Annotated in this window: 19 protein-coding genes and 1 pseudogene; 13 read left to right on the top strand and 7 right to left on the bottom strand. The window is 58.6% G+C overall.

From position 1 onward, the window contains the following. Nucleotides 1–110 precede the first annotated feature (110 nt). Both Q7C33_RS21315 and Q7C33_RS21310 read left to right on the top strand, forming a co-directional pair. The gene (locus tag Q7C33_RS21315) at nucleotides 111–542 is read left to right on the top strand and encodes an OsmC family protein (protein ID WP_030139180.1); all 432 of its coding nucleotides are present in this window, start codon (nucleotides 111–113) and stop codon (nucleotides 540–542) included. 139 nt (nucleotides 543–681) lie between these two features. Continuing rightward, nucleotides 682–915, top strand: coding sequence for a DUF1161 domain-containing protein (locus Q7C33_RS21310; RefSeq protein WP_030139179.1), 234 nt, complete (start codon nucleotides 682–684; stop codon nucleotides 913–915). Between the two features lie 6 nt (nucleotides 916–921). Here the strand turns inward: Q7C33_RS21310 and Q7C33_RS21305 are convergent, their stop codons facing one another. Further along, nucleotides 922–1,347, bottom strand: coding sequence for a PA0061/PA0062 family lipoprotein (locus Q7C33_RS21305; RefSeq protein ID WP_030139178.1), 426 nt, complete (start codon nucleotides 1,345–1,347; stop codon nucleotides 922–924). 39 nt (nucleotides 1,348–1,386) lie between these two features. After that, nucleotides 1,387–1,800, bottom strand: a complete 414-nt coding sequence (locus tag Q7C33_RS21300; protein WP_407684116.1) for a PA0061/PA0062 family lipoprotein — start codon at nucleotides 1,798–1,800, stop codon at nucleotides 1,387–1,389. A 58-nt stretch (nucleotides 1,801–1,858) separates the two neighbouring features. Between Q7C33_RS21300 and Q7C33_RS21295 the strand changes: the two genes are divergently transcribed. Beyond that, the gene (locus tag Q7C33_RS21295) at nucleotides 1,859–2,950 is read left to right on the top strand and encodes an aminopeptidase (RefSeq protein ID WP_217860854.1); all 1,092 of its coding nucleotides are present in this window, start codon (nucleotides 1,859–1,861) and stop codon (nucleotides 2,948–2,950) included. 133 nt (nucleotides 2,951–3,083) lie between these two features. Here Q7C33_RS21295 and Q7C33_RS21290 read toward each other — a convergent pair. Further along, nucleotides 3,084–3,335: pseudogene (locus Q7C33_RS21290) on the bottom strand (serine/threonine protein kinase); the annotation flags it as partial. A 308-nt stretch (nucleotides 3,336–3,643) separates the two neighbouring features. Here Q7C33_RS21290 and Q7C33_RS21285 point away from each other — a divergent pair. Together Q7C33_RS21285 and Q7C33_RS21280 are read left to right on the top strand one after the other, a co-directional pair. Continuing rightward, nucleotides 3,644–6,583, top strand: coding sequence for a P-loop NTPase fold protein (locus Q7C33_RS21285; protein ID WP_407684115.1), 2,940 nt, complete (start codon nucleotides 3,644–3,646; stop codon nucleotides 6,581–6,583). A 461-nt stretch (nucleotides 6,584–7,044) separates the two neighbouring features. Then, nucleotides 7,045–7,407 (top strand): DUF6124 family protein, encoded by a 363-nt coding sequence (locus Q7C33_RS21280; RefSeq protein ID WP_030139159.1) that lies wholly within the window; start codon nucleotides 7,045–7,047, stop codon nucleotides 7,405–7,407. Nucleotides 7,408–7,572: 165 nt separating this feature from the next. On the opposite strand, the gene Q7C33_RS21275 is transcribed toward Q7C33_RS21280, so the two are convergent. After that, on the bottom strand, nucleotides 7,573–8,223 hold the full coding sequence (locus tag Q7C33_RS21275) for an HAD family hydrolase (protein WP_258648624.1): 651 nt from the start codon (nucleotides 8,221–8,223) through the stop codon (nucleotides 7,573–7,575). 201 nt (nucleotides 8,224–8,424) lie between these two features. Further along, a complete protein-coding gene (locus Q7C33_RS21270) occupies nucleotides 8,425–8,970 on the bottom strand; it encodes a gamma carbonic anhydrase family protein (RefSeq protein ID WP_407684114.1) in 546 nt (181 codons plus the stop codon). A gap of 99 nt (nucleotides 8,971–9,069) precedes the next feature. Between Q7C33_RS21270 and prlC the strand changes: the two genes are divergently transcribed. The 3 genes from prlC to Q7C33_RS21255 all read left to right on the top strand — a co-directional run bounded on the left by prlC (nucleotide 9,070) and on the right by Q7C33_RS21255 (nucleotide 13,530). Then, nucleotides 9,070–11,121, top strand: a complete 2,052-nt coding sequence (gene prlC / locus Q7C33_RS21265) for an oligopeptidase A (protein WP_407684113.1) — start codon at nucleotides 9,070–9,072, stop codon at nucleotides 11,119–11,121. Continuing rightward, entirely contained in the window at nucleotides 11,118–11,396 is a 279-nt protein-coding gene (locus Q7C33_RS21260; protein ID WP_018600854.1) for a YheV family putative zinc ribbon protein, read from the top strand. Before prlC ends, Q7C33_RS21260 begins: the two co-directional genes overlap by 4 nt. 118 nt (nucleotides 11,397–11,514) lie before the next feature. Next, nucleotides 11,515–13,530 (top strand): M3 family metallopeptidase, encoded by a 2,016-nt coding sequence (locus Q7C33_RS21255; protein WP_407684112.1) that lies wholly within the window; start codon nucleotides 11,515–11,517, stop codon nucleotides 13,528–13,530. Here the strand turns inward: Q7C33_RS21255 and Q7C33_RS21250 are convergent. Further along, complete coding sequence (locus tag Q7C33_RS21250) at nucleotides 13,506–14,186, bottom strand: phosphatase domain-containing protein (protein ID WP_407684111.1); 681 nt, start codon at nucleotides 14,184–14,186, stop codon at nucleotides 13,506–13,508. The genes Q7C33_RS21255 and Q7C33_RS21250 overlap by 25 nt on opposite strands. A gap of 392 nt (nucleotides 14,187–14,578) precedes the next feature. Here Q7C33_RS21250 and Q7C33_RS21245 point away from each other — a divergent pair, with 392 nt between their 5' ends. The 3 genes from Q7C33_RS21245 to Q7C33_RS21235 all read left to right on the top strand — a co-directional run bounded on the left by Q7C33_RS21245 (nucleotide 14,579) and on the right by Q7C33_RS21235 (nucleotide 18,355). Further along, nucleotides 14,579–15,637, top strand: a complete 1,059-nt coding sequence (locus Q7C33_RS21245; protein ID WP_030139153.1) for a PA0069 family radical SAM protein — start codon at nucleotides 14,579–14,581, stop codon at nucleotides 15,635–15,637. Between the two features lie 209 nt (nucleotides 15,638–15,846). Continuing rightward, the gene (locus tag Q7C33_RS21240; RefSeq protein ID WP_030139152.1) at nucleotides 15,847–16,578 is read left to right on the top strand and encodes a carbonic anhydrase; all 732 of its coding nucleotides are present in this window, start codon (nucleotides 15,847–15,849) and stop codon (nucleotides 16,576–16,578) included. Nucleotides 16,579–16,825: 247 nt separating this feature from the next. Continuing rightward, on the top strand, nucleotides 16,826–18,355 hold the full coding sequence (locus Q7C33_RS21235) for a SulP family inorganic anion transporter (protein ID WP_323155537.1): 1,530 nt from the start codon (nucleotides 16,826–16,828) through the stop codon (nucleotides 18,353–18,355). A 153-nt stretch (nucleotides 18,356–18,508) separates the two neighbouring features. Here Q7C33_RS21235 and Q7C33_RS21230 read toward each other — a convergent pair whose 3' ends face one another. Further along, nucleotides 18,509–19,159 (bottom strand): hypothetical protein, encoded by a 651-nt coding sequence (locus tag Q7C33_RS21230; protein ID WP_407684110.1) that lies wholly within the window; start codon nucleotides 19,157–19,159, stop codon nucleotides 18,509–18,511. Between the two features lie 374 nt (nucleotides 19,160–19,533). Here Q7C33_RS21230 and coxB point away from each other — a divergent pair, with 374 nt between their 5' ends. Together coxB and ctaD are read left to right on the top strand one after the other, a co-directional pair. Continuing rightward, nucleotides 19,534–20,661, top strand: a complete 1,128-nt coding sequence (coxB, locus tag Q7C33_RS21225) for a cytochrome c oxidase subunit II (RefSeq protein WP_030139149.1) — start codon at nucleotides 19,534–19,536, stop codon at nucleotides 20,659–20,661. 82 nt (nucleotides 20,662–20,743) lie between these two features. Next, a complete protein-coding gene (gene ctaD, locus Q7C33_RS21220) occupies nucleotides 20,744–22,336 on the top strand; it encodes a cytochrome c oxidase subunit I (protein ID WP_030139148.1) in 1,593 nt (530 codons plus the stop codon). Nucleotides 22,337–22,396 lie beyond the last annotated feature (60 nt).

The following is a 22,396-nucleotide window of genomic DNA, read 5'->3' as shown; positions in this document are numbered from 1 at the left end:
TTGGTCGACTAATCGGCCGGGTGAACTTTATCGACCGGTCTATCCTCACAATCCTGGCACTGAAAAATACCCAGGCGCGAACCCTCGCGCCGGATCATGAGGAGGCACATATGGCTATCGTCAAGAAAGCATCGGCTCACTGGGAAGGTGACCTGAAGACCGGCATCGGCTCCATCTCCACGGAAACCGGCGTGTTGCGCGAAGCGCCCTATGGTTTCAAGGCCCGTTTTGAAGGCGGCAAGGGCACCAACCCGGAAGAATTGATCGGCGCGGCCCATGCGGGCTGCTTCTCCATGGCGTTTTCGATGATCCTCGGCGACGCCGGGCTCAAGGCTGACAGCATCGACACCAACGCCGAAGTGACCCTGGACCAGGTCGATGGCGGCTTTGCGATCACCGCAATCAAGCTGATTCTCAAGGCCAAGATCCCCGGCGCCACCCAGGCGCAATTCGAAGAACTGAGCAACAAGGCCAAGGAAGGTTGCCCGGTTTCCAAGGTGCTCAACGCCAAGATCACCCTGGATGCGACGCTGGTAAGTTGATGGACCGAGAAGACCGCAGCCTCTGGAAGGCTGCGGTCTTCTTTGATTTGCGATCTATTTACCCGAAGGCAATTGTGATCGAATGCAAGTCTGCAGTTTCAGCGCACCGGCAGTGCGCGCTGTATCGAGGAGTTCGAGCATGAAACGGTTTGCCCTGGCAGTCATCGGTTGCGTATTGGCCACTTCGACCCTCGCGGCCCCCAAACCCTGCGAAGAACTCAAGACCGAGATCGAAGCCAAGATCCAGGCCCAGGGCGTCACGTCCTACACCCTGGAAATCGTCACCAACGACGAAGTCCACGACCAGAACATGGTGGTGGGCACCTGTGAGAACGGCACCAAGAAAATCATCTATCAGAAGAACGATCGCTAGGCAGCGCTACGGAACACAATTGATTTGCCGATCCTCAGCGACGATTTCGCGCTTGGCGTTATAGAGCCGGGCGCTGGCGGAAAACGCAATATTGCGCCCTTCCAAGCGATAACGTTGGCCGGCTTCAAAATGGTCGTAACGCACGAGCATGTAGCACAGTCGTTCTTGAGGCGCGCCCTGCATGCCCAGCCCACCGCCGACGAAAACCTCAAAGTCGAAGCGCACTTTCAGTTCATGGCTGCCCGGTGAAACCTGGAAAAATCGTCCGTCAGGGGATTTTTGACCATCCAGGCTTTCTGCCATCAGCAGCTTGCCGCCCGGCATCGGCGTGGCCAGATCGATCCACGCCATGTTCGGATCGACCTGCGGCAGCGGGCTCGAAGCACAACCGCTCATGGCAACAAGGGCCAGCCACAACATGTGTTTACGCATGGTGAATATCCTGGAGTCAGGTCTTGAGCATAGCGCTTATCAGCTTTGCTGGCAGCCGGCTGGCGTGCCTTGGCCCACCACTTTGCGCTGCTGGTCGTAAAGCTTGGCCCACGGACGGAAACCGATGCTGCCGGCTTGCAATTGGTAGCGCTGGCCCGCGTTGAAATCGTTGAATTTCACGTTCAACCGACAATCACGCCACAGCGGCTCGGCATTCGGGCCAATGTTGCCGGGCTCCACGGCAAATTGATAACGCACCGTCAGCTCGTGGCTACCCGGTTGAACTTCGAAGTACCGTCGATCGATGGACTGCTTGTCATCGACTTCCAGCGCTTGCAACGCCGTGTCCTGATGGTTTCCCAGGTCAATCCACGCTTGGGAGGGATCAGGATCGGGCAAACCGGCACAGCCGGTCAGCAGCAACAGGCCACTCGTCAGCATCAACACGCGCATAGCGAAGCTCCGGGCAGGCGAGATAGTCTGGAGGCAGACTTCCCAGGATGATTCCAAATTGATCAGGCAGCGTTCACGCCATCGGTTACTCGACCGTGTTTTCCGGATTTTGTTTCCAGCCCTCCTGCTTTTGTTACTCAACGGTTGTGCAAGCGTTGCTTATTACGGCCAGCTCGCCAGCGGACAACTAAGACTGCTGCAAGCCCGCGAGCCGATCGACCGCGTCATTGCCGACCCCGCCCGCGATCCAAAACTGCGCGCGCACTTGAGCCAGGCACGCGAGGCCCGGGCGTTCGCCAGCGCACACCTGCACCTGCCCGATAACAACAGCTATCGCCTGTACGCGGACATCGGCCGCCCCTTTGTCGTCTGGAACGTCTTCGCCACCCCGGAGTTCTCCCTGGCCCCGCAAAACCACTGTTTCCCCATCGCCGGTTGCGTGGCGTATCGCGGCTATTACAACCAGGGCGCTGCCCGAGGCGAGGCCGCGTTGCAGCAATTGCAGGGCATGGACGTGTCGATTGGCGGCGTGGAGGCCTACTCGACGCTGGGCTGGTTCAACGACCCGATCCTGAGTTCGATGCTGCACTGGGGCGACGAACGCCTGGCGACGCTGATCTTTCATGAACTGGCGCACCAGCGGTTCTACGTGAAGGACGACACGGCATTCAACGAATCCTTCGCCACCTTCGTCGAACAGGAAGGCACCCGCCAATGGCGCACCCATCGCGGGCTGGCGCCAGACAATGGCAACTCATTGCGCCAACGCGACCAGTTCATCCAACTGATCCTCGACACCCGCCAACGCCTGGAAACCCTCTACGCGCAACCCCTGCCGGCCGAGCAGATGCGCCAGCGCAAGGCCGCTGAATTCGAACGCCTGCGCAGCGACTACGAGCGAATGCGCGACAGCCAATGGGCGGGTGACAAGCGCTATGACGCCTGGGTCTATACGCCACTGAACAACGCCCGGCTATTGCCGTTCGGCCTGTATGACCAATGGGTGCCGGCGTTTGCGGCGTTGTTCAAGCGGGAAGGTGGGGATTGGGTTGCGTTTTATAGCGCAGTTGAAAAGCTCGGCCGATTGCCGGCTGATGAGCGCAAGGCAGCCTTGGAGGCATTGACTGCCCCCAAAATTGCTGACGATTGAACAGGTTTCATCGCGAGCAAGCCCCCGCACCAACCTTCAAAGCACCGCCGCTCCCCCTGTGGGAGCGAGCTTGCTCGCGATAGCGGCCCATCGAGCGACGCATATCCAACTGAAAGACAAACCCAACAGCCCTTCACCACCAAAAAGCTCCACCCACCCATGCGTCCCGCAACCTCGCAACACTGATCCCGCGCCGCGCCGGATCAAACGCCAACGCCTCACGCAACGCCAACCAGCAGCGCCGCGGCAGCTTTCTCGGTGCCTTGAGCTGGCGCTCCAACCCGATATCACGCGCCTGGTTCGACGGTAAACGTTGAAACGGATGTTTGCCGCACGCCAGTTCGTAGAGCACGCAAGCCAGGCTGTAGAGATCGGCGGGCACGGAGGACGAAGTAGTTACGGCTGCTTCCAAGGGCCTTTTGTATCTACCTAGCCGTACTGGAACGGATAGCTCTCAAAAAAACAAACGGGAAATCCTGGTATAAGTCTATCGGCCAAAAACTGCCAACCGATACGGCGGTACAAACAGACCTCAAGTACTAGTAGACGATTTAAAAAGACTTTTATCCGAAACACCTCATCCGCTGAAAGCTTGACTTAATCACGCGAGATTTGCAGACACTTGCATTTAGCCACTACGCTCGGTAGCGTTACGCCGGGACGTTAATATTCTGCGGCGAGAAGGAAAAAAGGATGGAATCTGTCAAACCTGCGCTGAAAATGCCTGAATTACTAGTTTTTGCCAAATCGGTAGCTATTGGATTTTTAGGTGCTGAGGTTTGGCGGATCGCGAATTACCTTGGCAACAACTACGTTCCGATAATTGAAAAAACAAGTTCGTGGGTACAGATAAGCGTTGTTATAGCGGCGTTTCTTATTTGCTTGACGTATGCCTATAAGCGCGAAGCGCACTTAGCAGCCTTCCGAATGGGCTGTAGCTTACGGATTGATTTGTTCGTGGCACTTTGCATTGGCATATGGGTAAACGGGCTTACGTTACCGTTACTTGCTAAAGCCCACACTGCTCTGCAAACAGCAGATCCTTACTGGACACCCGTCATCCTGCTCTTTTTTTGTGTAATGCTATTATCGCCCCTAGTCCAGCAATATCGGCTTGGGACAACAAAAACAATTCCACAGCTTTATTTTGTCGCGGACGAGGAGATCAGAGAGGAAAAAGAAGATGTCCTATCGAGCAAGATGCAAGCAAAGGCTTTCGCAGAAACAATATTGGCAAGCGGTGTCCATCCGGGCCTTGTTTTTGGCGTCGACGGGCCATGGGGCGTTGGGAAAACGAGCTTCATAAATCTCGCAGAGCGTTATTGGGCAAAAGCGAAGATTAAACCGATTATTTGTCGATTCGAACCTCTTCGTTACGCGTCTGAGCCCGATCTTGCTGACCGCTTAATTAGAGATCTTTCGGCTGCTATCCAGCGTGATGTGTTTGCTCCAGAGTTCCGACCTGCCGCATCTCGGTACTCTCGACTAATAAAAGGAAAAGCTGACATTTCGTTCCTTGGCTTTAAACTATCTATGGAACCGTCCCAGGAAACCGTGGATGACCTCTTAGAAGATATTGACGAAGTCCTCCGGCGCATCGGCCGTCGAGTAATTATCGTTATTGATGATCTGGATCGTCTAGATGCAAAAACTGTAAACTCCGTTTTGTTTGCTACACGACGCACATTCAAACTCTCTCAAGCTACATATGTACTTTGCTACGACACAGAGATTCTTACCGGGAGCCAAGAAGAGGGCTCGAAAGCACGAGAGTTTCTTGAAAAATTTGTAACCGTAAAGCTCAGCCTGTTCGTTGACAGCTCGGGAATTAGTGACTTTCTTAAGAGGGACTGGCAGCGCAAAGAAAATCAACTGGGATCAATTCCTTCCGACACAATGATAAATCTTGGTGCCGTGCTGAATGAATTGGCAGTTATTCTCGACGGCGATCTAGCTGCCAGCTATTTACCATTTGCGGGAAATCTACGTAAGGTCAAGCGTTTCGTAAATGCTATGCTGTTAATGCAACTTGAACGCAGCAATCTAAGTCGAACGGATTTCAATAAAAGTGATCTCATTAATCTGATTTTGCTACACCTACATTACCCAGGGCTTTTCAGACTCATCTATGCGGAAGAAACTGGAGGACGGAGCGGATCCTTTTCGCTGCGTCGCGTCTCTGGTCAATCCAACTTGGTTAATTCACCTCAATTCTCAGCATTGCTAGGCACACAACCAGAACCCGCAGCGTTTTTATTGAGGCAGCTCTTCGATGTAGCTACATTAAATTTCTCTGTCCGGCGCGACCTAGATGAATCGGTACTAGCGGCGCGCGCCTGTTTCAACGAAGAGAATTTTAGAAATCTTGAAAATTATCTGAAGCTCATTGTTCGATTCGCTACGCCAGAACCCCAACATACGTTCGTTTTGTACCACAATGCAGTGGAGCAGGCTCGAAACGGGAAACCTATTACTTCAATTCTGTCCTCTCAAGACTTTCGGTTGGAACAAGGTCAGCACGCGCATGACCAGTTTTGGAGAGTGCTAGTCAACCAATCCTTCGAACTCAGCCAATCCGTCGCAGAAGATGCAATCAATACGCTCGTGAAACTCCTACCAAGATATTCATTTATTGAAACTGGAGAGATTAGCCTTCGACAACGGTCAATATACTCATTGCTGCGACTTCTAGATCGCGCTGGATGGGGAAGAGTCGCTGGCAAGCGACTACCGAACTCAGCCGAAAATATCGTCGAAATCGCATGGCGCATTTTCGGCGAGCACGCTTACGAAGAGCGGGGATTAATTAATCGACTTGTGGCTAACGATCGGGGGGTTTTAGGTTGGAATGATCTTATGCTGTTCAGACTCCAGTGTTCCGCAGACCGGAATGCGCAGCTGAATAATATTTACTCAGCCCTCATAAAGTTTGAGGACATAGATGCCGCAACAACCGGCTGGGTAGACAAGCTAACGCTTATGGGGATGAGAAGGCTATCCCAGAAAATCTTTGAACTATTTAGGTATTCCTATATCGACGCAGGGATAAATTTTTTTTCAGAAGTCGAAAATACCTCCGATAAAATGTTTCTCGGCGGGGCTGCGCCTCAAGCAAGCGATAATTCCGCTATAGTTCAAGATATCGCACACAGCATTTCCGTTGCGCGCTCGGCGCTAAAATCTTTCGTTATCTATCAAATTAGTAACTCCAACCCCCCAAAAGGGGCAGGCGTAGGCTGTGGGTTTTACGATGTGCGTGGGGATAACGATGGCGGGGGTATAGCCGCGGCCATGGGAGAGTATTTATTTAGCTTTTGCTTTAACCCAGAGATCAATGAAGACTATATTTTTTACTTTATAGACTATTGCCTGGCTAACCTTAACAATTCTTTTCTATTTACTTTAGAGGAAGGCGGCTACGTTGCATCTAAGACGGGACTTACAAAGGGTCTTGACCCCAAAACAATAGGCCGGTACTGGATTAAGCACCGCGAGTTTATTTTAAAAAAAACGGCGAGCATAGAAAATCGATATGTAGCAACTTCAAACTACATCGCTTCATATAGCGAGGACTTGAAAGGTGTGTTTTCCGTCTTAGATGAACTAGCAGATGAAGCGACGAGGGAAACGTGACTGAGACATACATTCAGCCGGTCTGACGTGTGAGGTTTTGCTGAAGAGCTTGCTAACCAGCAAACGAAAAATCATCGCTATCTCGTTGGATAAATACCCGATTTAGCGAGCTTTTCGCTTTGTTTAACCCCTGGCGGCCGAGTTTCTTCCAGGCTACATGTCCTTGCGCCTTTGCCTACAACTACGCCAGAATCCGCCGGCTTGTGCGCCTTGCCCCAGGGCTCTATCGTTTCCCTGCCACTGCCCATCAGTGGTCGGGTTTAGTAGCCCGAGGTTTTCCGGCAAGATTGTACGAGTCCTCAACTCAGGCAGGTATCTCAATTCCTGTCCTTGATGGTGACTGTGCGCAGGGCGCTTCGGCGCGCCGGCAATGCTGGAATCCCCGGTCTACTAACCTGCGCACAGCCGCCACCCTTCTTTTAGTAGGGACTGGGTCGCGGCCTAACTCAAGGATTCCAGCTATGTTCAAAATAACGCCAAACCCTCCAGAAGCAGATCCCAACTCTCCTTATCTGGACGGCCTCAACGCAAAAAAACTCGAAGAAGCCGCTACCCGCGCATTGGACTTTTATCTAAAGCCCAAACCAGCAAAACCAAAAGAAACCATCAAGCCCGGCCAGTTATTCACCGTCGTAAAAGACCTCGACAACGAATGCCTGCTGGCCAACCTCAGCGAAACCCTGGCGTCAGCCGATGCGATGGTCAGTGAACTGGCTTTCGATATGGAAGGCTCCAACCGCCACGTGCTGCTTGGGATCCAGCAGTTGATCGAGCTGGGGTCGTTGCTGGCGAATCGGGCGTTGGATAACGTCGATCCCCGCTAACCGCCACACCGCAAGCCACTGTGGCGAGGGGATTTATCCCCGCTGGGCTGCGGCCCCAAACCAGGCAACTCGGTGTACCAGCAAAATTGAGTCCACTGTTTTAGGGCTGCTGCGCAGCCCAACGGGGATAAATCCCCTCGCCACTTTTCGCTTGGCTTTAGTTTTTCAGGTTCGCAGGAACGCCCGGTGCAGCTCTTCCAGTGTCTGGAAGTGGTGCGCCGGGTTTTCTGCGTTCAGTTCTTCAAAACTGCCGAACCCATACCCCACCGCTGCGGCGTCGAGGCCGTTGTCGCGGGCGCCGATCAGGTCGTGTTTGCGGTCGCCGATCATCAGGGTGTTGGCCGGGTCGAGGCTTTCTTCGGCCAGGAGGTGGGCGATGAGCTCGACTTTGTTGGTGCGGGTGCCGTCCAGTTCGCTGCCGTAGATCACTTTGAAGTGCCGGGCGAAGTCGAAGTGGCGGGCGATTTCCCGGGCGAAGACCCACGGTTTGGAGGTGGCGATGTAGAGCTGCCGGCCTTGGCCGCCGAGGGTTTCCAGCAGGGGCATGACGCCGTCGAACACGCGGTTTTCGTAGAGGCCGGTGACTTTGAAGCGTTCGCGATAGAAGTTCACCGCTTCCCAGGCTTTTGCTTCGTCGAAGTCATAGAACTGCATGAAGGCTTGCAACAGCGGCGGGCCGATGAAGTGTTCTAGGCGGGTGAGGTCGGGTTCGTCGATGCCCAGTTTGCTGAGGGCGAACTGGATCGAACGGGTGATGCCTTCCCGTGGGTCGGTGAGGGTGCCGTCGAGGTCGAAGAGTACGGTTTGGTAGTGCATGTTGGGTCCTAGGTGATCGTGCAGTTCACTCAACAGGCATGAATGAAACTGTGGCGAGGGGATTTATCCCCGCTGGGCTGCGCAGCAGCCCCGAAACCTGCCACCGCAGTGTGCCTGGTTTGTCACATTCAGTTTTTTTGGGGGGCTGCTGCGCAGCCCAGCGGGGATAAATCCCCTCGCCACAATGGTTCACTCGGCGCTTCAGGGTTGCTCGTAGCCTTCGGCGAGGTGCAGGTCCTTGAGCTTCACGTAGTTCGCCGCGCTGTAGGTGAAGAACGCGCGTTCCTTGTCGGTCAGCGGGCGGGCCTGTTTCACCGGGCTGCCGACGTACAGGAAACCGCTCTCCAGGCGCTTGCCCGGCGGTACGAGGCTGCCGGCGCCGATGATGACGTCGTCTTCGACCACCGCGCCGTCCATGACGATGCTGCCCATGCCGATCAGGATCCGGCTGCCGACGGCGCAACCGTGGAGCATGACTTTGTGGGCGACGGTCACGTCATCGCCAATCAAAAGCGGGAAGCCGTCGGGGTTGAACGGGCCGGCGTGGGTGATGTGCAGCACGCAGCCATCCTGGATGCTGGTGCGCGCGCCGATGCGGATGCGGTGCATGTCGCCGCGAATGACCGTCAGCGGCCAGACGGAGCTGTCTTCGCCGATTTCGACGTCGCCGATCACCACCGCGGTGCTGTCGACAAAAGCCCCACGGGCAAGCTGCGGGCTGTGGTTCTGGTACGTGCGAAGGGTCACGATAGGCTCTCTCTTATCGGGTGATAGGCGCTGCTAGCTGCGGTGAAGGTCGATTGTAATTAAGATGGGCCCATGTTTCTTCCAGCGAAGGTGTCAACCGTGAGCGTGAACAACCCTCTTTTGCAGCCCTACGACCTGCCGCCATTCTCGGCGATCCGTGCCGAGCACGTGCAACCGGCCATCGAGCAGATCCTGGCTGACAACCGTGCCGCCATCGCCGAAATCCTCAAGACCCAAGTCAAGCAGCCTACCTGGGCCGGCCTGGTGCTGGCGATGGACGAGCTCAACGATCGCCTCGGTGCGGCCTGGAGCCCGGTGAGCCACTTGAACGCCGTGCGCAACAGCCCGGAACTGCGCGAAGCCTATGAGGCGTGCCTGCCGGCGCTGAGTGCCTATTCCACCGAACTGGGCCAGAACCGCGAGCTGTTCCAGGCCTTCGAAGCCCTGGCGAACAGCCCCGAGGCGGCCGGTTTCGATGTGGCGCAGAAAACCATTCTCGAACACTCCCTGCGCGATTTCCGCCTGTCGGGCATCGACCTGCCGCCCGAGCAGCAGAAGCGCTACGCCGAGGTGCAAAGCAAGTTGTCCGAGCTGGGCAGCCGCTTTTCCAACCAATTGCTCGATGCGACCCAGGCCTGGACCAAGCACGTCACCGACGAGGCCGCCCTCGCCGGCCTGACCGATTCGGCCAAGGCGCAAATGGCCGCTGCCGCCCAGGTCAAAGGGCTGGATGGCTGGCTGATCAACCTGGAATTCCCTAGCTACTACGCGGTGATGACCTACGCCGAAGACCGCGCCCTGCGCGAAGAAGTCTACGCGGCCTACTGCACCCGCGCCTCGGACCAGGGCCCGAATGCCGGGCAGAACGACAACGGCCCGGTGATGGAGCAGATCCTCGACCTGCGCCAGGAGCTGGCTCACCTGCTGGGCTTCGCCAATTTCGCCGAGTTGAGCCTGGCGACCAAGATGGCCGAATCCAGCGATCAGGTGCTCAGTTTCCTGCGTGACCTGGCCAAGCGCAGCAAACCCTTCGCCGCCCAGGACCTGGAACAACTGAAGGCGTTCGCCGCCGAACAAGGCTGCCCCGACCTGCAAAGCTGGGACAGCGGTTTCTATGGCGAAAAACTCCGCCAGCAACGTTACAGCGTCGCCCAGGAAGCCCTGCGCGCGTACTTCCCGATCGATAAGGTGCTGGGCGGCCTGTTCACCATCGTGCAACGTCTGTACGGCATCGAGATCGCTGAGCTGAAAGGTTTCGATAGTTGGCACCCGGACGTGCGCCTGTTCGAGATCAAGGAAAACGGCCAGCACGTCGGCCGCTTCTTCTTCGACCTCTATGCCCGCGCCAACAAGCGTGGCGGCGCCTGGATGGACGGCGCCCGTGATCGTCGTCGCACCTTCGACGGCGAACTGCAAAGCCCGGTTGCCAACCTGGTGTGCAACTTCACTCCAGCCGACAGCGGCAAGCCAGCGCTGCTGACCCATGACGAAGTCACCACGCTGTTCCACGAATTCGGCCATGGCCTGCATCACCTGCTGACCCGCGTCGAGCATGCCGGCGTATCCGGCATCAACGGCGTGGCCTGGGACGCCGTCGAGCTGCCGAGCCAGTTCATGGAAAACTGGTGCTGGGAGCCTGAAGGCCTGGCGCTGATTTCCGGTCACTACGAAACCGGCGAGCCGCTGCCCCAGGACCTGCTGGAAAAAATGCTCGCGGCGAAGAATTTCCAGTCCGGCCTGATGATGGTCCGCCAGTTGGAGTTCTCGCTGTTCGACTTCGAGCTGCACGCCACCCACGGCGACGGCCGCAGCGTATTGGAAGTGCTCGAAGGCGTGCGCGACGAGGTGTCGGTGATGCGTCCGCCGGCCTACAACCGCTTCCCGAACAGTTTTGCCCACATCTTTGCCGGCGGCTACGCAGCGGGTTACTACAGCTATAAGTGGGCGGAAGTGCTCTCCGCCGATGCATTCTCCAAGTTCGAAGAGGACGGTGTGCTCAACGCCGACACCGGTCGCGCCTTCCGCGAGGCGATCCTGGCACGCGGAGGTTCCCAGGAACCGATGGTGCTGTTCGTCGACTTCCGTGGCCGCGAGCCGTCGATTGACGCACTCTTGCGCCATAGCGGCCTGAGCGAGGACGCGGCAGCATGAGCGAGGGGCCTGTGATTACCAAACGACGCTTCATCGCCGGGGCGGTCTGCCCGGCGTGCAGTGAGCCGGACAAGTTGATGATGTGGAACGAAGACGGCGTGCCGCACCGCGAATGCGTGGCCTGCGGTTATTCCGACACGCTCAACGAGCAAGGCCTGTCGGTGCCCAAGGAGTTGGGCACCCGGGTCAACACCTCGGCGCTCAAGGCGCCGGACGCGAAAGTCCAGGCGGTGCAATTTTTCCCTAACCCCAAGTTGAAGAAAAAAACCGACTGACATCTTCGGCATCACCTTCCGGGCCGCCCGGCCCGGAAGCGATAAATATGTACCGCAGCGCCATTCGCCTTCCTGCCCAGACTGTCGTGACACGTCCACTGACAGGAAGTCTCCATCCATGCGCCACCCTGATAACCCACTGCTGCAGGCCTACGACCTGCCGCCATTTTCAGACATTCAAGCCGAACACTTCGCCCCGGCCCTCGACCAGATCCTTGTCGAAAGCCGCGCCAAAGTCGCCGAAACCATCAAGACTCAGACGCCCTTTCCTACCTGGGACGACCTGGTGCTGGCCATGGATGAAATCCATGCGCGGCTGAAGGGTTTCGGCTACGTGTTGGAGCGCTTGGTTTGCGCCAGGGCTGGAAACGCTTGGAAGCAGGTCTCAGTCGATTGCCGTGAGCGACTGAATGACTATCGCCGCTCGCTGAGGCAGGACCCCGAGCTGTTCCAGCTTTATCAACGCTTGGCTGATAGCCAGATTGCCGCGCATTTCTCACCGGCGAGAAAAAGGACGCTGGGCAAGATCCTCCGCCGGTTTCGCCAGAACTCAACGGCATCCGCCTCCCAAGAAGCGTTGAGGGACCTGAAGCTGCGTATCCGTGGCGCCGAAATGCTGTTTTTGGAGCACTTGGAAGAAGCCAACAAAGCCTGGAGCCAAACGTTCGACGATGAGGCCCGCTTGTCGGGCTTGCCGGCGTACTTCATACAGCAAACGGCCGACCAGGCACGTGAGGCAGGCCGTGCGGGGTGGTTGTTGAAGCTTACAGACGAATCGTTTCGCATTGTGACTCGCTATGCCGACAACCGGCTCCTGCGCGAACAGGTCTATGTCGCCTATAGCGCTCGGGCGTCGGATCGAGGGCCCAATGCAGGCATATTCGACAATAACGAGGTGCTGCGGCAGTTGCTCAGTGACCGTCATCAACTCGCCATCCTGCTGGGTTATTCGAATTACGCCGAACTGGCCATCGAGCCGGAGCAAGCGCAGTCGCCAGAGCAGGTCACCGCGTTCCTGATGGAGAAGCTGGGGCAACAACAAGGCGTCTTCAAGCAGGACGCTGAGCAACTGAAGGCCTTCGCGGCGCAGGAAGGCTTCGGCGAACTCCGGCCCTGGGATTATCAGTACCTGGCGGAAAAACTTCGCCGCCAAACGACCGGCGTTTCAGAACAAACGGCTAGCGCCTGGTTTGAACTGGAATCCTCCTTTTCGCAATTGTTGCTGATCGCGCGCGACCTATTCGGCATTGACTTCATCGAGCGCAAGGACCTACCTGCCTGGCACGCAAAGGTGCGTCTATTCGAAGTTCGCGAGCGGGACGACACCCTTGGTTATATTTATTTCGATCCGTTTGAAGACGGCAGGCTCAACGGTTACCCCCACACCTCCACCCTGCGGAACCGGCGCATCACCGCAGAGGGCAGGCCGCGCTACCCCGTCGCGGCGTTGCATGCCTGGTTGCCACGCGGTTCCGGTTCGAGGCCGACGTTACTGGATCATCAGCACCTGCGGACCCTGTTCCATGAGTTCGGCCATTGCTTGCAGCACGTGTTGAGTCGGGCGGACTATCGCGACATCTCGGGTATCTCCGAGCTTTCCCGGGACGCTGCCGAGTTTGCCGGCGAACTGCTGGAGCGCTGGTGCTTCTCCAGACAATGCCTGCTCCGTATAGCCAGGCATCACGAGACCGGCGCTCCCCTGCCGGAAGACGTCGCCGATCAGTTGTTGGTCTATCTCAACAGACAAACCAGTTGGGAAGCTGCCCGGTTGCTGCGAGACGCGTTATTCGACATGGAGCTGCACCGCAGCCATGGCGACGGGCGCACAGCCCAGCAAGTATTCGATGAGGTCAATGCGCAAGTCGGGCATCTGCCCGTTTCCCCCGAGGAACGTTGGCCCAACGGGCTGGATTACCTCGTCACAGGTTATGGCGCCGGACTCTATACTTACCTCTGGTCGCAAACCCTGGCCGGGCGTGTATTCGAGCGATTCGAGCGCAATGGGTTGTTCGATAGGCATACAGGCCGGGCGCTGCGCGAAGCCATATACGAGGCGGGGGATTCACGGCCGTTGTCCGAATCCATCGCCGCGTTCATGCAAGCGACCGACTACCGAGCGGGCGTCAGCACTTGAGGGTCGAGGTGATGCGCGGTGGTCGTTGAGTTGACCCAGCTTTTCAACGAGCACAACGCAAAGACGCTGGTGCTGCAATCGCCGTTCGCCAACGCCACGCGGAGTTTGTCGACATCGGCCTGCATCATGTAGCGCACGCCGTCCTTGAAGTGATGGCTGTCGCCGAAGCCACCTTCGGTCATTTCGTCCAGGGCGTCTTCTTTGCTCCAGCCTTGCACAACCACCCGGTACATGGCGGCCACCAGGCCGGTGCGGTCCGAGCCGTGCTTGCAGTGCATCAGCACCGGGCCCTTGGCCTCGGCCGCCTGGATGGCACGCAAGGCCCTGAGAATATCGCTGTCATCGACGTGATTGGTGCGGTAGGGCAACTTCACTTGCTGGATGGCGGGCGTGGACAGCCAGCGCTTATCCGACTCCGGCAGGAAGGTGATGACCGTGCCGATATCGAGTTTCGTCAACAACGGCAAGACGCCGCCATCCGGCAGCGAACTGCGGTATAGCGTGGGCGACATCCGATAAAGGTTGTAGTGCTTTTCCACCGGCTGGGCCCATTCGGCGGGCCTTGTCTCGGCAACCTCGCCCGCCTGGGCCGCCGAGTCGGCAAGTATCACGAGCAAGGCCAGGCTGAACAGCGAATGAAAACAGAGCTTGAGCATCAGGAGGCGACCGATAACCAGGGAATGTGGTGACGATCAGTTTCGGTTCGCCCCGGTTAAAACTCCGTGAGCAGGACGTCAAAGCGTCGTGAATGTCGTAATGCCGTTCACTTAAGAAAAATGATGACCCTGTGGCGAGGGAGCTTGCTCCCGCTCGGCTGCGAAGCAGTCGTAAACCGGCGGGGGCGGTGTGTCTGATACGCCGCAACTGGCAGGTTTTGGGGCCGCTTCGCGGCCCAGCGGGAGCAAGCTCCCTCGCCACGGGTTTGTCGATTGCCTTAAGTGAACAGCATTGCGTGAATGTCGGCTTTGTTCCGTGACCCGCCCAATGGCACTGGCCTGAACCGCAACCAGCGAATACTGTATGCACATACAGCTATCGGAGTATCCCCATGTCCGCCACCCTTCCACCGCGCGGGCGCGGCACCGCGACCAACCCGCACAACCGCTTCGCCCCGAGCCGCTCGGTGGCCGAGGACGACGGCTGGTACCAGGAAGTCCCGCCGACCCAGGGCACCGAAGTGCGCATCGAAACGGCCAAGACCATCATCACCCGCAACACCTCCACAGACATTCCGTTCGACCGCTCGATCAACCCCTACCGAGGCTGCGAACACGGTTGCATCTATTGTTATGCGCGGCCCAGCCATGCCTATTGGGACATGTCGCCGGGGCTGGATTTCGAAACCAAGTTGATCGCCAAGACCAATGCCGCCGATGTGCTGGAAGAACAGTTGTCCCGGCGCGGCTATCAATGCGCGCCGATCGCGCTGGGTTCCAACACCGATCCTTATCAACCTATCGAGCGCGAGCAGCGCATCACCCGCCGGATCCTGGAGGTGCTGCTGCGCTATCGACACCCCGTCACGATCGTTACCAAGGGCTCGCTGATCCTGCGCGACCTGGACCTGCTGGCCGAATTGGCGCAACAACGCCTGGTGCACGTGATGATCAGCCTGACCACGCTGGACGATGAGCTCAAGCGCATTCTCGAACCCCGCGCGGCGGCGCCCAAGGCGCGGTTGCGGGCCATAAAAGTGATGCGCGAGGCAGGCATCAAGGTGGGCGTGCTGTGCGCGCCGATGATCCCGATGATCAACGACAGCGAAATCGAAAGCCTGCTGGCCGAAGCCCATGCCGCCGGGGCGCAGAATGCCGCCTATGTCATGCTGCGCCTGCCCCTGGAAGTGGCGCCGCTGTTCGAAGAATGGTTGCAGGCGCACTACCCGCAGCGCGCCGCCCATGTGTTGAGCCTGGTGCGCCAGAGCCGCGGCGGCGAACTTTATGACAGCCGGTTTGGCGTGCGAATGCGCGGCGAAGGCCCTTTTGCGGACTTGCTGGCCCAGCGCTTCGCCAAGGCGATTAAACGTCTGGGGATGGAACGACGCGACGGTTACGACCTCGATTGCGAAGCCTTCTGTCCGCCGGGGCGGCAGATGTCGTTGATTTAAATACAGTTCGCTTTAAATTGAGCTTGAACATTGCGAGGCGCAAACGTCCATGGCGCTTTGTTTACGCCTCGTAGGACGCGTCCTAGAGCCTTCGATTTCAGTTTGAGTTAAGTTTCGGCCGCTACCTTGTTCATCGAGTGACTGACGGGTCGAGCACTTCGGCCTGGATGTTTTTTAACCAGCCACTGGCGTCTCAAAGAGGATGAATCATGAGTGACAAGGATAAACAGCCGTTGGCTGCGTCGGCTTCAGCCCAACCCGAGGCGGAAACCGCCGATGCAGCGCTGCAGCACATTGTTGACGGCTTTTTGCATTTCCATCACGAGATCTTTCCCCAGCAGGAAGAACTCTTCAAGAAACTCGCCACCGCCCAGAAACCCCGGGCGATGTTCATCACCTGCGCCGATTCGCGCATCGTGCCCGAGTTGATCACCCATAGCTCCCCTGGCGACCTGTTCGTGACCCGTAACGTCGGCAACGTCGTTCCGCCTTACGGCCAGATGAATGGCGGCGTTTCCACCGCCATCGAATACGCCGTGCTGGCCCTCGGCGTGCAGCACATCATCGTCTGCGGCCACTCCGATTGCGGCGCCATGCGTGCCGTGCTCAACCCCGATACCCTGGAAAAAATGCCGACGGTCAAGGCCTGGCTGCGCCACGCTGAAGTCGCCAAGACCATGGTCCATGACAACTGCCCGTGCGGTGATGAAAAGCAGACCATGCCCATCCTCACCGAAGAAAACGTGATCGCGCAGTTGCATCACCTGCGAACGCACCCGTCGGTGGCTTCGCGCATGGCCAGCGGCCAGTTGTTCATCCATGGCTGGGTGTACAACATCGAGACCAGCGAGATCAAAGCCTTTGACGCGGACCAGGGCTGTTTCCTGCCGCTCGATGGCAGCCATCCGATACCGGTGGCGACGCCCAAAGCGCGCTTCTAACCACTCCTGGGGTTCGTAGGGAAAGTCGCCGAGCGGCGATCAGGCAAGGCGAAAGCAGGCGAGGAACGGCCGGGGTCGCGCTCGACTTTACGGGTTGTAAATGAGCATTCCGAGCCTGTTTTCAACGCAGCATGATCGTCGCGCAGGCACTTTACCTACGAAGCCCAACATCCTTGCATGGTTCCAAGCCTCCGCTTTTTGAGCGGTAGGGCCTCGCCATGCCTGAAGAAACTTCGGGAGAGTCGCCATGCGTGCTGCTCAATTAAAAGCTGTTCTGCCACGGGAGCTCCTGGCTTCGGTGGTTGTATTCCTCGTGGCGCTGCCCTTGTGCATGGGCATTGCCATTGCGTCGGGCCTGCCACCGGCCAAAGGCCTGATCACCGGGATCATCGGCGGCCTGGTGGTGGGTTTCCTGGCCGGCTCCAAGCTGCAGGTCAGCGGTCCGGCCGCCGGGTTGGCGGTGTTGGTTTTCGAACTCGTGCGCCAGCACGGCGTGGCAATGCTCGGGCCGATCCTGTTGCTGGCCGGCCTGTTGCAATTGCTGGCGGGGCGCTTTCGCCTCGGTTGCTGGTTCCGGGTCACCGCGCCCGCCGTGGTGTACGGGATGCTGGCCGGTATCGGTGTGCTGATCATCTTGTCCCAGGTCCATGTGATGCTCGATGCGGCACCCAAGCCTTCGGGCCTGGATAACCTGGCGGCGTTCCCTGCGGCAGTCGCCCAGGCTTTGCCGTCCTTTGGCTGGCAGGCCGGCTTGCTCGGTTTGTCGACGATCGCGGTGATGTGGTTGTGGGAAAAATTTCGCCCTCATACGCTGCGCTTCATCCCCGGCGCGCTGCTCGGCGTTGGCCTGGCAACGCTTGCCAGCCTGTTGCTGGCCTTGCAGGTCAAGCGCGTGGATGTTCCGGAAAATATGGCCGAAGCCATCGACTGGCTGCGCCCGGCGGATTTGCTGAACCTGGCCGATCCGACGTTGCTCATCGCTGCGTTCGCGGTGGCCTTCATCGCCAGCGCCGAGACCCTGCTGTCGGCGGCCGCCGTGGATCGCATGCACAGTGGCGAACGGGCGGACTTCGACCGGGAATTGTCGGCCCAAGGCATCGGTAACATGCTCTGCGGCCTGCTCGGCGCCTTGCCGATGACGGGCGTGATCGTGCGCAGTTCGGCCAACGTCCAGGCCGGTGCGACCACACGGATGTCGACGATTTTCCACGGCCTGTGGCTGCTGCTGTTCGTGCTGTTGCTGTCCAGCGTGCTGCAAAGCATTCCGGTGGCGAGCCTGGCCGGTGTGCTGGTCTATACCGGTTTCAAACTGGTGGACCTCAAGGCATTCCGCAGCCTGGGCCGTTATGGGCGGATGCCGATGTTCACCTACGCCGCGACGGCATTGGCGATCATCTTCACCGACCTGTTGACCGGCGTGCTGATCGGCTTCGGCCTGACCCTGGTGAAACTGGCCTGGAAAGCCTCGCGCCTGAAGATCAGCCTGATCGACTTGCCGCAGGAAGGCGAGATGGAGCTGCGGCTGGTAGGTGCGGCCACGTTCCTCAAGGTGCCGGCGTTGACCCAGGTGCTGGGCTCCATCCCGGAAGGCGCGACGGTGCATGTGCCGCTCAATAACCTGAGCTACATCGATCACTCGTGCCTGGAATTGCTCGAAGAATGGGGCCGGGCGAATGCCAGCAAAGGTTCGAAGCTGCTGATTGAATCCCGCGGGCTCAAGCGTCGGTTGGAAGGACGGTTGCGCACGACGGTGGGGGTTGGCGCAGCGGCCAGCTGACCTGTTTCGGCAGGGCTCTTGACCAGCAACACAGCCCCCCATGTGGGAGCGGGCTTGCTCGCGAAAGCGGTAGATCAGTCAGTTGGATGTAGCCTGACACTCCGCCTTCGCGAGCAAGCCCGCTCCCACAGGGGGTTATGTGTGCCTGATGGATCAAGCCGCCGGCTGGTCCAGCTCCAGGCCCACGCCCAGGCGTCGGGACATGCACGGCCAGCGCTTCCAGGCTGCGCCGGTCGCCGGGCTGCTGAGTTTCTCGCGATAGGCCTCTACTGATTCCAAGGCAAAGGTTTCATCGTTGAGCATCTCATCGAACGTGTGATGCACCACTTCATCGAGCTGGTTGGCAAACTCTTCACCGATCAACTGGTGGGCGATCAGGTTGGCGACCGTCATGTCCAAGGGGATCAGTGGCTGGCCGAAATGCTTGATGTAGAGGTCGTTCACCTCTTCGACGAAGCGGTGCGCCAGGTAGGCTTCGTCGAGCAGGCTGTTGAGCCCGACATGCCCGGCCATGATCGTCGGAGGCTGGAGAAAGTATTGCTCGGCAATCTTCAGTACGGGCTTGATCTGCGACTCGATACCCGCCTCCTTGGCGACGTCATTGGCCGCATCCAGCAAGTCAGGCACTTCGTTGATGTAGGCAGCGACAAACCGCGCCAGGACGTCATTGGCATTGGCATCCGGTAGCTGGATGGCGGGGTGCAGCGTGGGTAACTGGGCCGTCAGCTGACGGCTCAACAGGCCGGTCTCGGCCTCATGTTGCTGGGCTTTTTGGATCTGCTCGCGCAATGCGGCGGTGTTCATGACAACTCCAGGAAACAACAGGCAATGAAATAGGAATGACATAACTTAGCTGGCGTAAAAAAACTCCTAAGACCTATTTTTCATAACTGCCCCTTCCTTGCTGCGTCGCCGTTATATCGGTTTGCCATCACTCAGGTTCGCATCCTTCTCCATTCGTGGGCTCTAGCGCAAGCCCCGGCTGTTTCAAACGATTTACGCCATCGCGTTGCGAGGTTGCAGGTGCTGTCTATACTCGGGTTGGAATGGAGTTAGCTGATGACACCCGATTGCATGTGCAGCAAGGCGCGGCGAGTCAATTAAGCAGTCTGAAAAGCCGATCCCTTGCCGCAGGCTTTACGCCTACGGGATAACAAGAACGATAAGGGGAACCCGCAATGACGCGACATCCACACGTATGGATGGGCCTCCTGTTGTGGTCGATTTTCAGTCAGGCGCAAGCGGCCTGGACTGTGAATATGGCGCCTGGAGCCACACAGATCAGCAACGCAGTCTTCGACCTGCACATGACCATCTTCTGGATCTGTGTGGTCATCGGCATCATCGTCTTCGGCGCCATGTTCTGGTCGATGATGATGCACCGCCGCTCAACCGGCCAGAACGCCGCGCATTTCCACGAAAACACCCGCGTCGAAATCCTCTGGACCATCGTGCCCTTCCTGATCCTCGTGCTGATGGCGATTCCGGCCACCGCCACGCTGATCAAGATGTACGACTCCAGCGAGTCGGACATCGACATCCAGGTCACCGGCTACCAGTGGAAGTGGCACTACAAATACCTGGGCCAGGACGTCGAGTTCTTCAGCAACCTGGCGACCCCCGCCGAACAGATTCATAACCAGAGCGCCAAGGGCGAGCACTACCTGCTGGAGGTCGACAAGCCGCTGGTGCTGCCGGTCGATGCCAAGGTGCGCTTTTTGGTGACCTCCGCCGACGTGATCCACTCCTGGTGGGTGCCGGCCTTCGCGGTCAAGCGCGACGCCATCCCCGGCTTCGTCAACGAGGCCTGGACCCGCGTCGACAAGCCCGGCATCTACCGCGGCCAATGCGCCGAACTGTGCGGCAAGGACCATGGCTTCATGCCGATCGTGGTGGAGGTCAAGAGCAAGCCCGACTACGAGAAATGGCTGGGCGAACGCAAGGCCGAAGCCGCGCAGCTCAAGGAGCTGACCAGCAAGGAATGGACGCGTGAAGAACTCGTCGAGCGTGGCGACAAGGTCTACCACACCACCTGCGTGGCCTGTCACCAGGCCGAAGGCCAAGGCTTGCCGCCGATGTTCCCGGCGCTCAAGGGCTCGAAGATCGCCACCGGGCCCAAGGCTGATCACCTGAGCATTGTCTTCCACGGCAAGCCTGGGACCGCCATGGCCGCGTTCGGCAAACAGCTGTCGGAAGTCGACATCGCCGCGGTCGTGACCTATGAACGCAACGCCTGGGGCAACAACAAGGGCGACATGGTTACGCCTAAAGAAGTGCTGGAACTCAAACAGGCGGAAAGCAAATGAGCCGGCCTGACGCTTGTTCCTGCAACCGGTCGGGGCTCAGCGCCCCGGGCCGTCCAGCCCACTCGTTCGAAGGAGACAGGACATGAGTGCTGTGATCGATGACCACGGTCATGCCGGCGCCGACCACGCCCACGGCCCCGCCAAGGGCCTGATGCGCTGGGTACTGACCACCAACCACAAGGACATCGGCACCCTGTACCTGTGGTTCGCCTTCTCGATGTTCCTGCTGGGCGGCTCGTTCGCCATGGTGATCCGCGCCGAGCTGTTCCAACCCGGCCTGCAGATCGTCCAGCCGGAATTTTTCAACCAGATGACCACCATGCACGGCCTGGTGATGGTCTTTGGCGCAGTGATGCCGGCGTTCGTCGGCCTCGCCAACTGGATGATCCCGCTGATGATCGGCGCGCCGGACATGGCCCTGCCGCGCATGAACAACTTCAGCTTCTGGCTGCTGCCAGCGGCGTTCCTGCTGCTGGTCTCGACGCTGTTCACCCCGGGCGGCGGGCCGAATTTCGGTTGGACCTTCTACGCGCCGCTGTCCACCACCTATGCGCCGGAGAGCGTGACGTTCTTCATCTTCGCCATCCACTTGATGGGCATCAGCTCGATCATGGGCGCGATCAACGTGATCGCCACCATCCTCAACCTGCGTGCCCCCGGCATGACCCTGATGAAAATGCCGCTGTTCGTCTGGACCTGGCTGATTACCGCGTTCCTGCTGATCGCGGTGATGCCGGTGCTGGCCGGCTGCGTGACGATGATGCTGATGGACATCCACTTCGGCACCAGCTTCTTCAGTGCCGCCGGCGGCGGTGACCCGGTGCTGTTCCAGCACGTGTTCTGGTTCTTCGGCCACCCCGAGGTGTACATCATGATCCTGCCGGCCTTCGGTGCCGTCAGCTCGATCATCCCGGCGTTTTCGCGCAAGCCGTTGTTCGGCTACACCTCGATGGTCTACGCCACCGCCGCCATTGCGTTCCTGTCGTTCATTGTCTGGGCGCACCACATGTTCGTGGTCGGCATCCCGCTGGTGGGCGAGCTGTTCTTCATGTACGCGACCCTGCTGATCGCCGTGCCCACCGGGGTGAAGGTGTTCAACTGGGCCAGCACCATGTGGCAGGGCTCGCTGACCTTCGAGACGCCGATGCTGTTCGCCGTGGCGTTCGTGATCCTGTTTTCCATCGGCGGTTTCTCCGGGCTGATGCTGGCCATCGCCCCGGCGGACTTCCAGTACCAGGACACCTACTTCGTGGTCGCGCACTTCCACTACGTGCTCGTGCCCGGCGCGATCTTCGGGATCTTCGCCTCGGCTTACTACTGGCTGCCGAAATGGACCGGCCACATGTACGACGAAACCCTCGGCAAGCTGCACTTCTGGCTCTCGTTCATCGGCATGAACATGGCGTTCTTCCCGATGCACTTCGTCGGCCTGGCGGGCATGCCCCGGCGGATTCCCGACTACAACCTGCAGTTCGCCGACTTCAACATGGTCTCGTCCATCGGCGCGTTCATGTTCGGCACCACGCAGATCTTCTTCCTGTTCATCGTGATCAAGACCATCCGCGGCGGCCCCGCAGCACCGGCCAAGCCGTGGGATGGCGCCGAAGGCCTGGAGTGGAGCGTGCCGTCGCCGGCGCCGTATCACACGTTTACCACGCCGCCGGAAGTGAAATGAATGTGGGAGCGGGCTTGCTCGCGAAGAACGATGACGCGGTGTTCCTGTTAGACCGTAGCG

This window comes from Pseudomonas sp. BP11-1-1 (assembly GCF_052112105.1).
GTDB lineage: Bacteria > Pseudomonadota > Gammaproteobacteria > Pseudomonadales > Pseudomonadaceae > Aquipseudomonas > Aquipseudomonas alvandae.
This window is presented reverse-complemented; position numbering and strand designations above follow the sequence as displayed.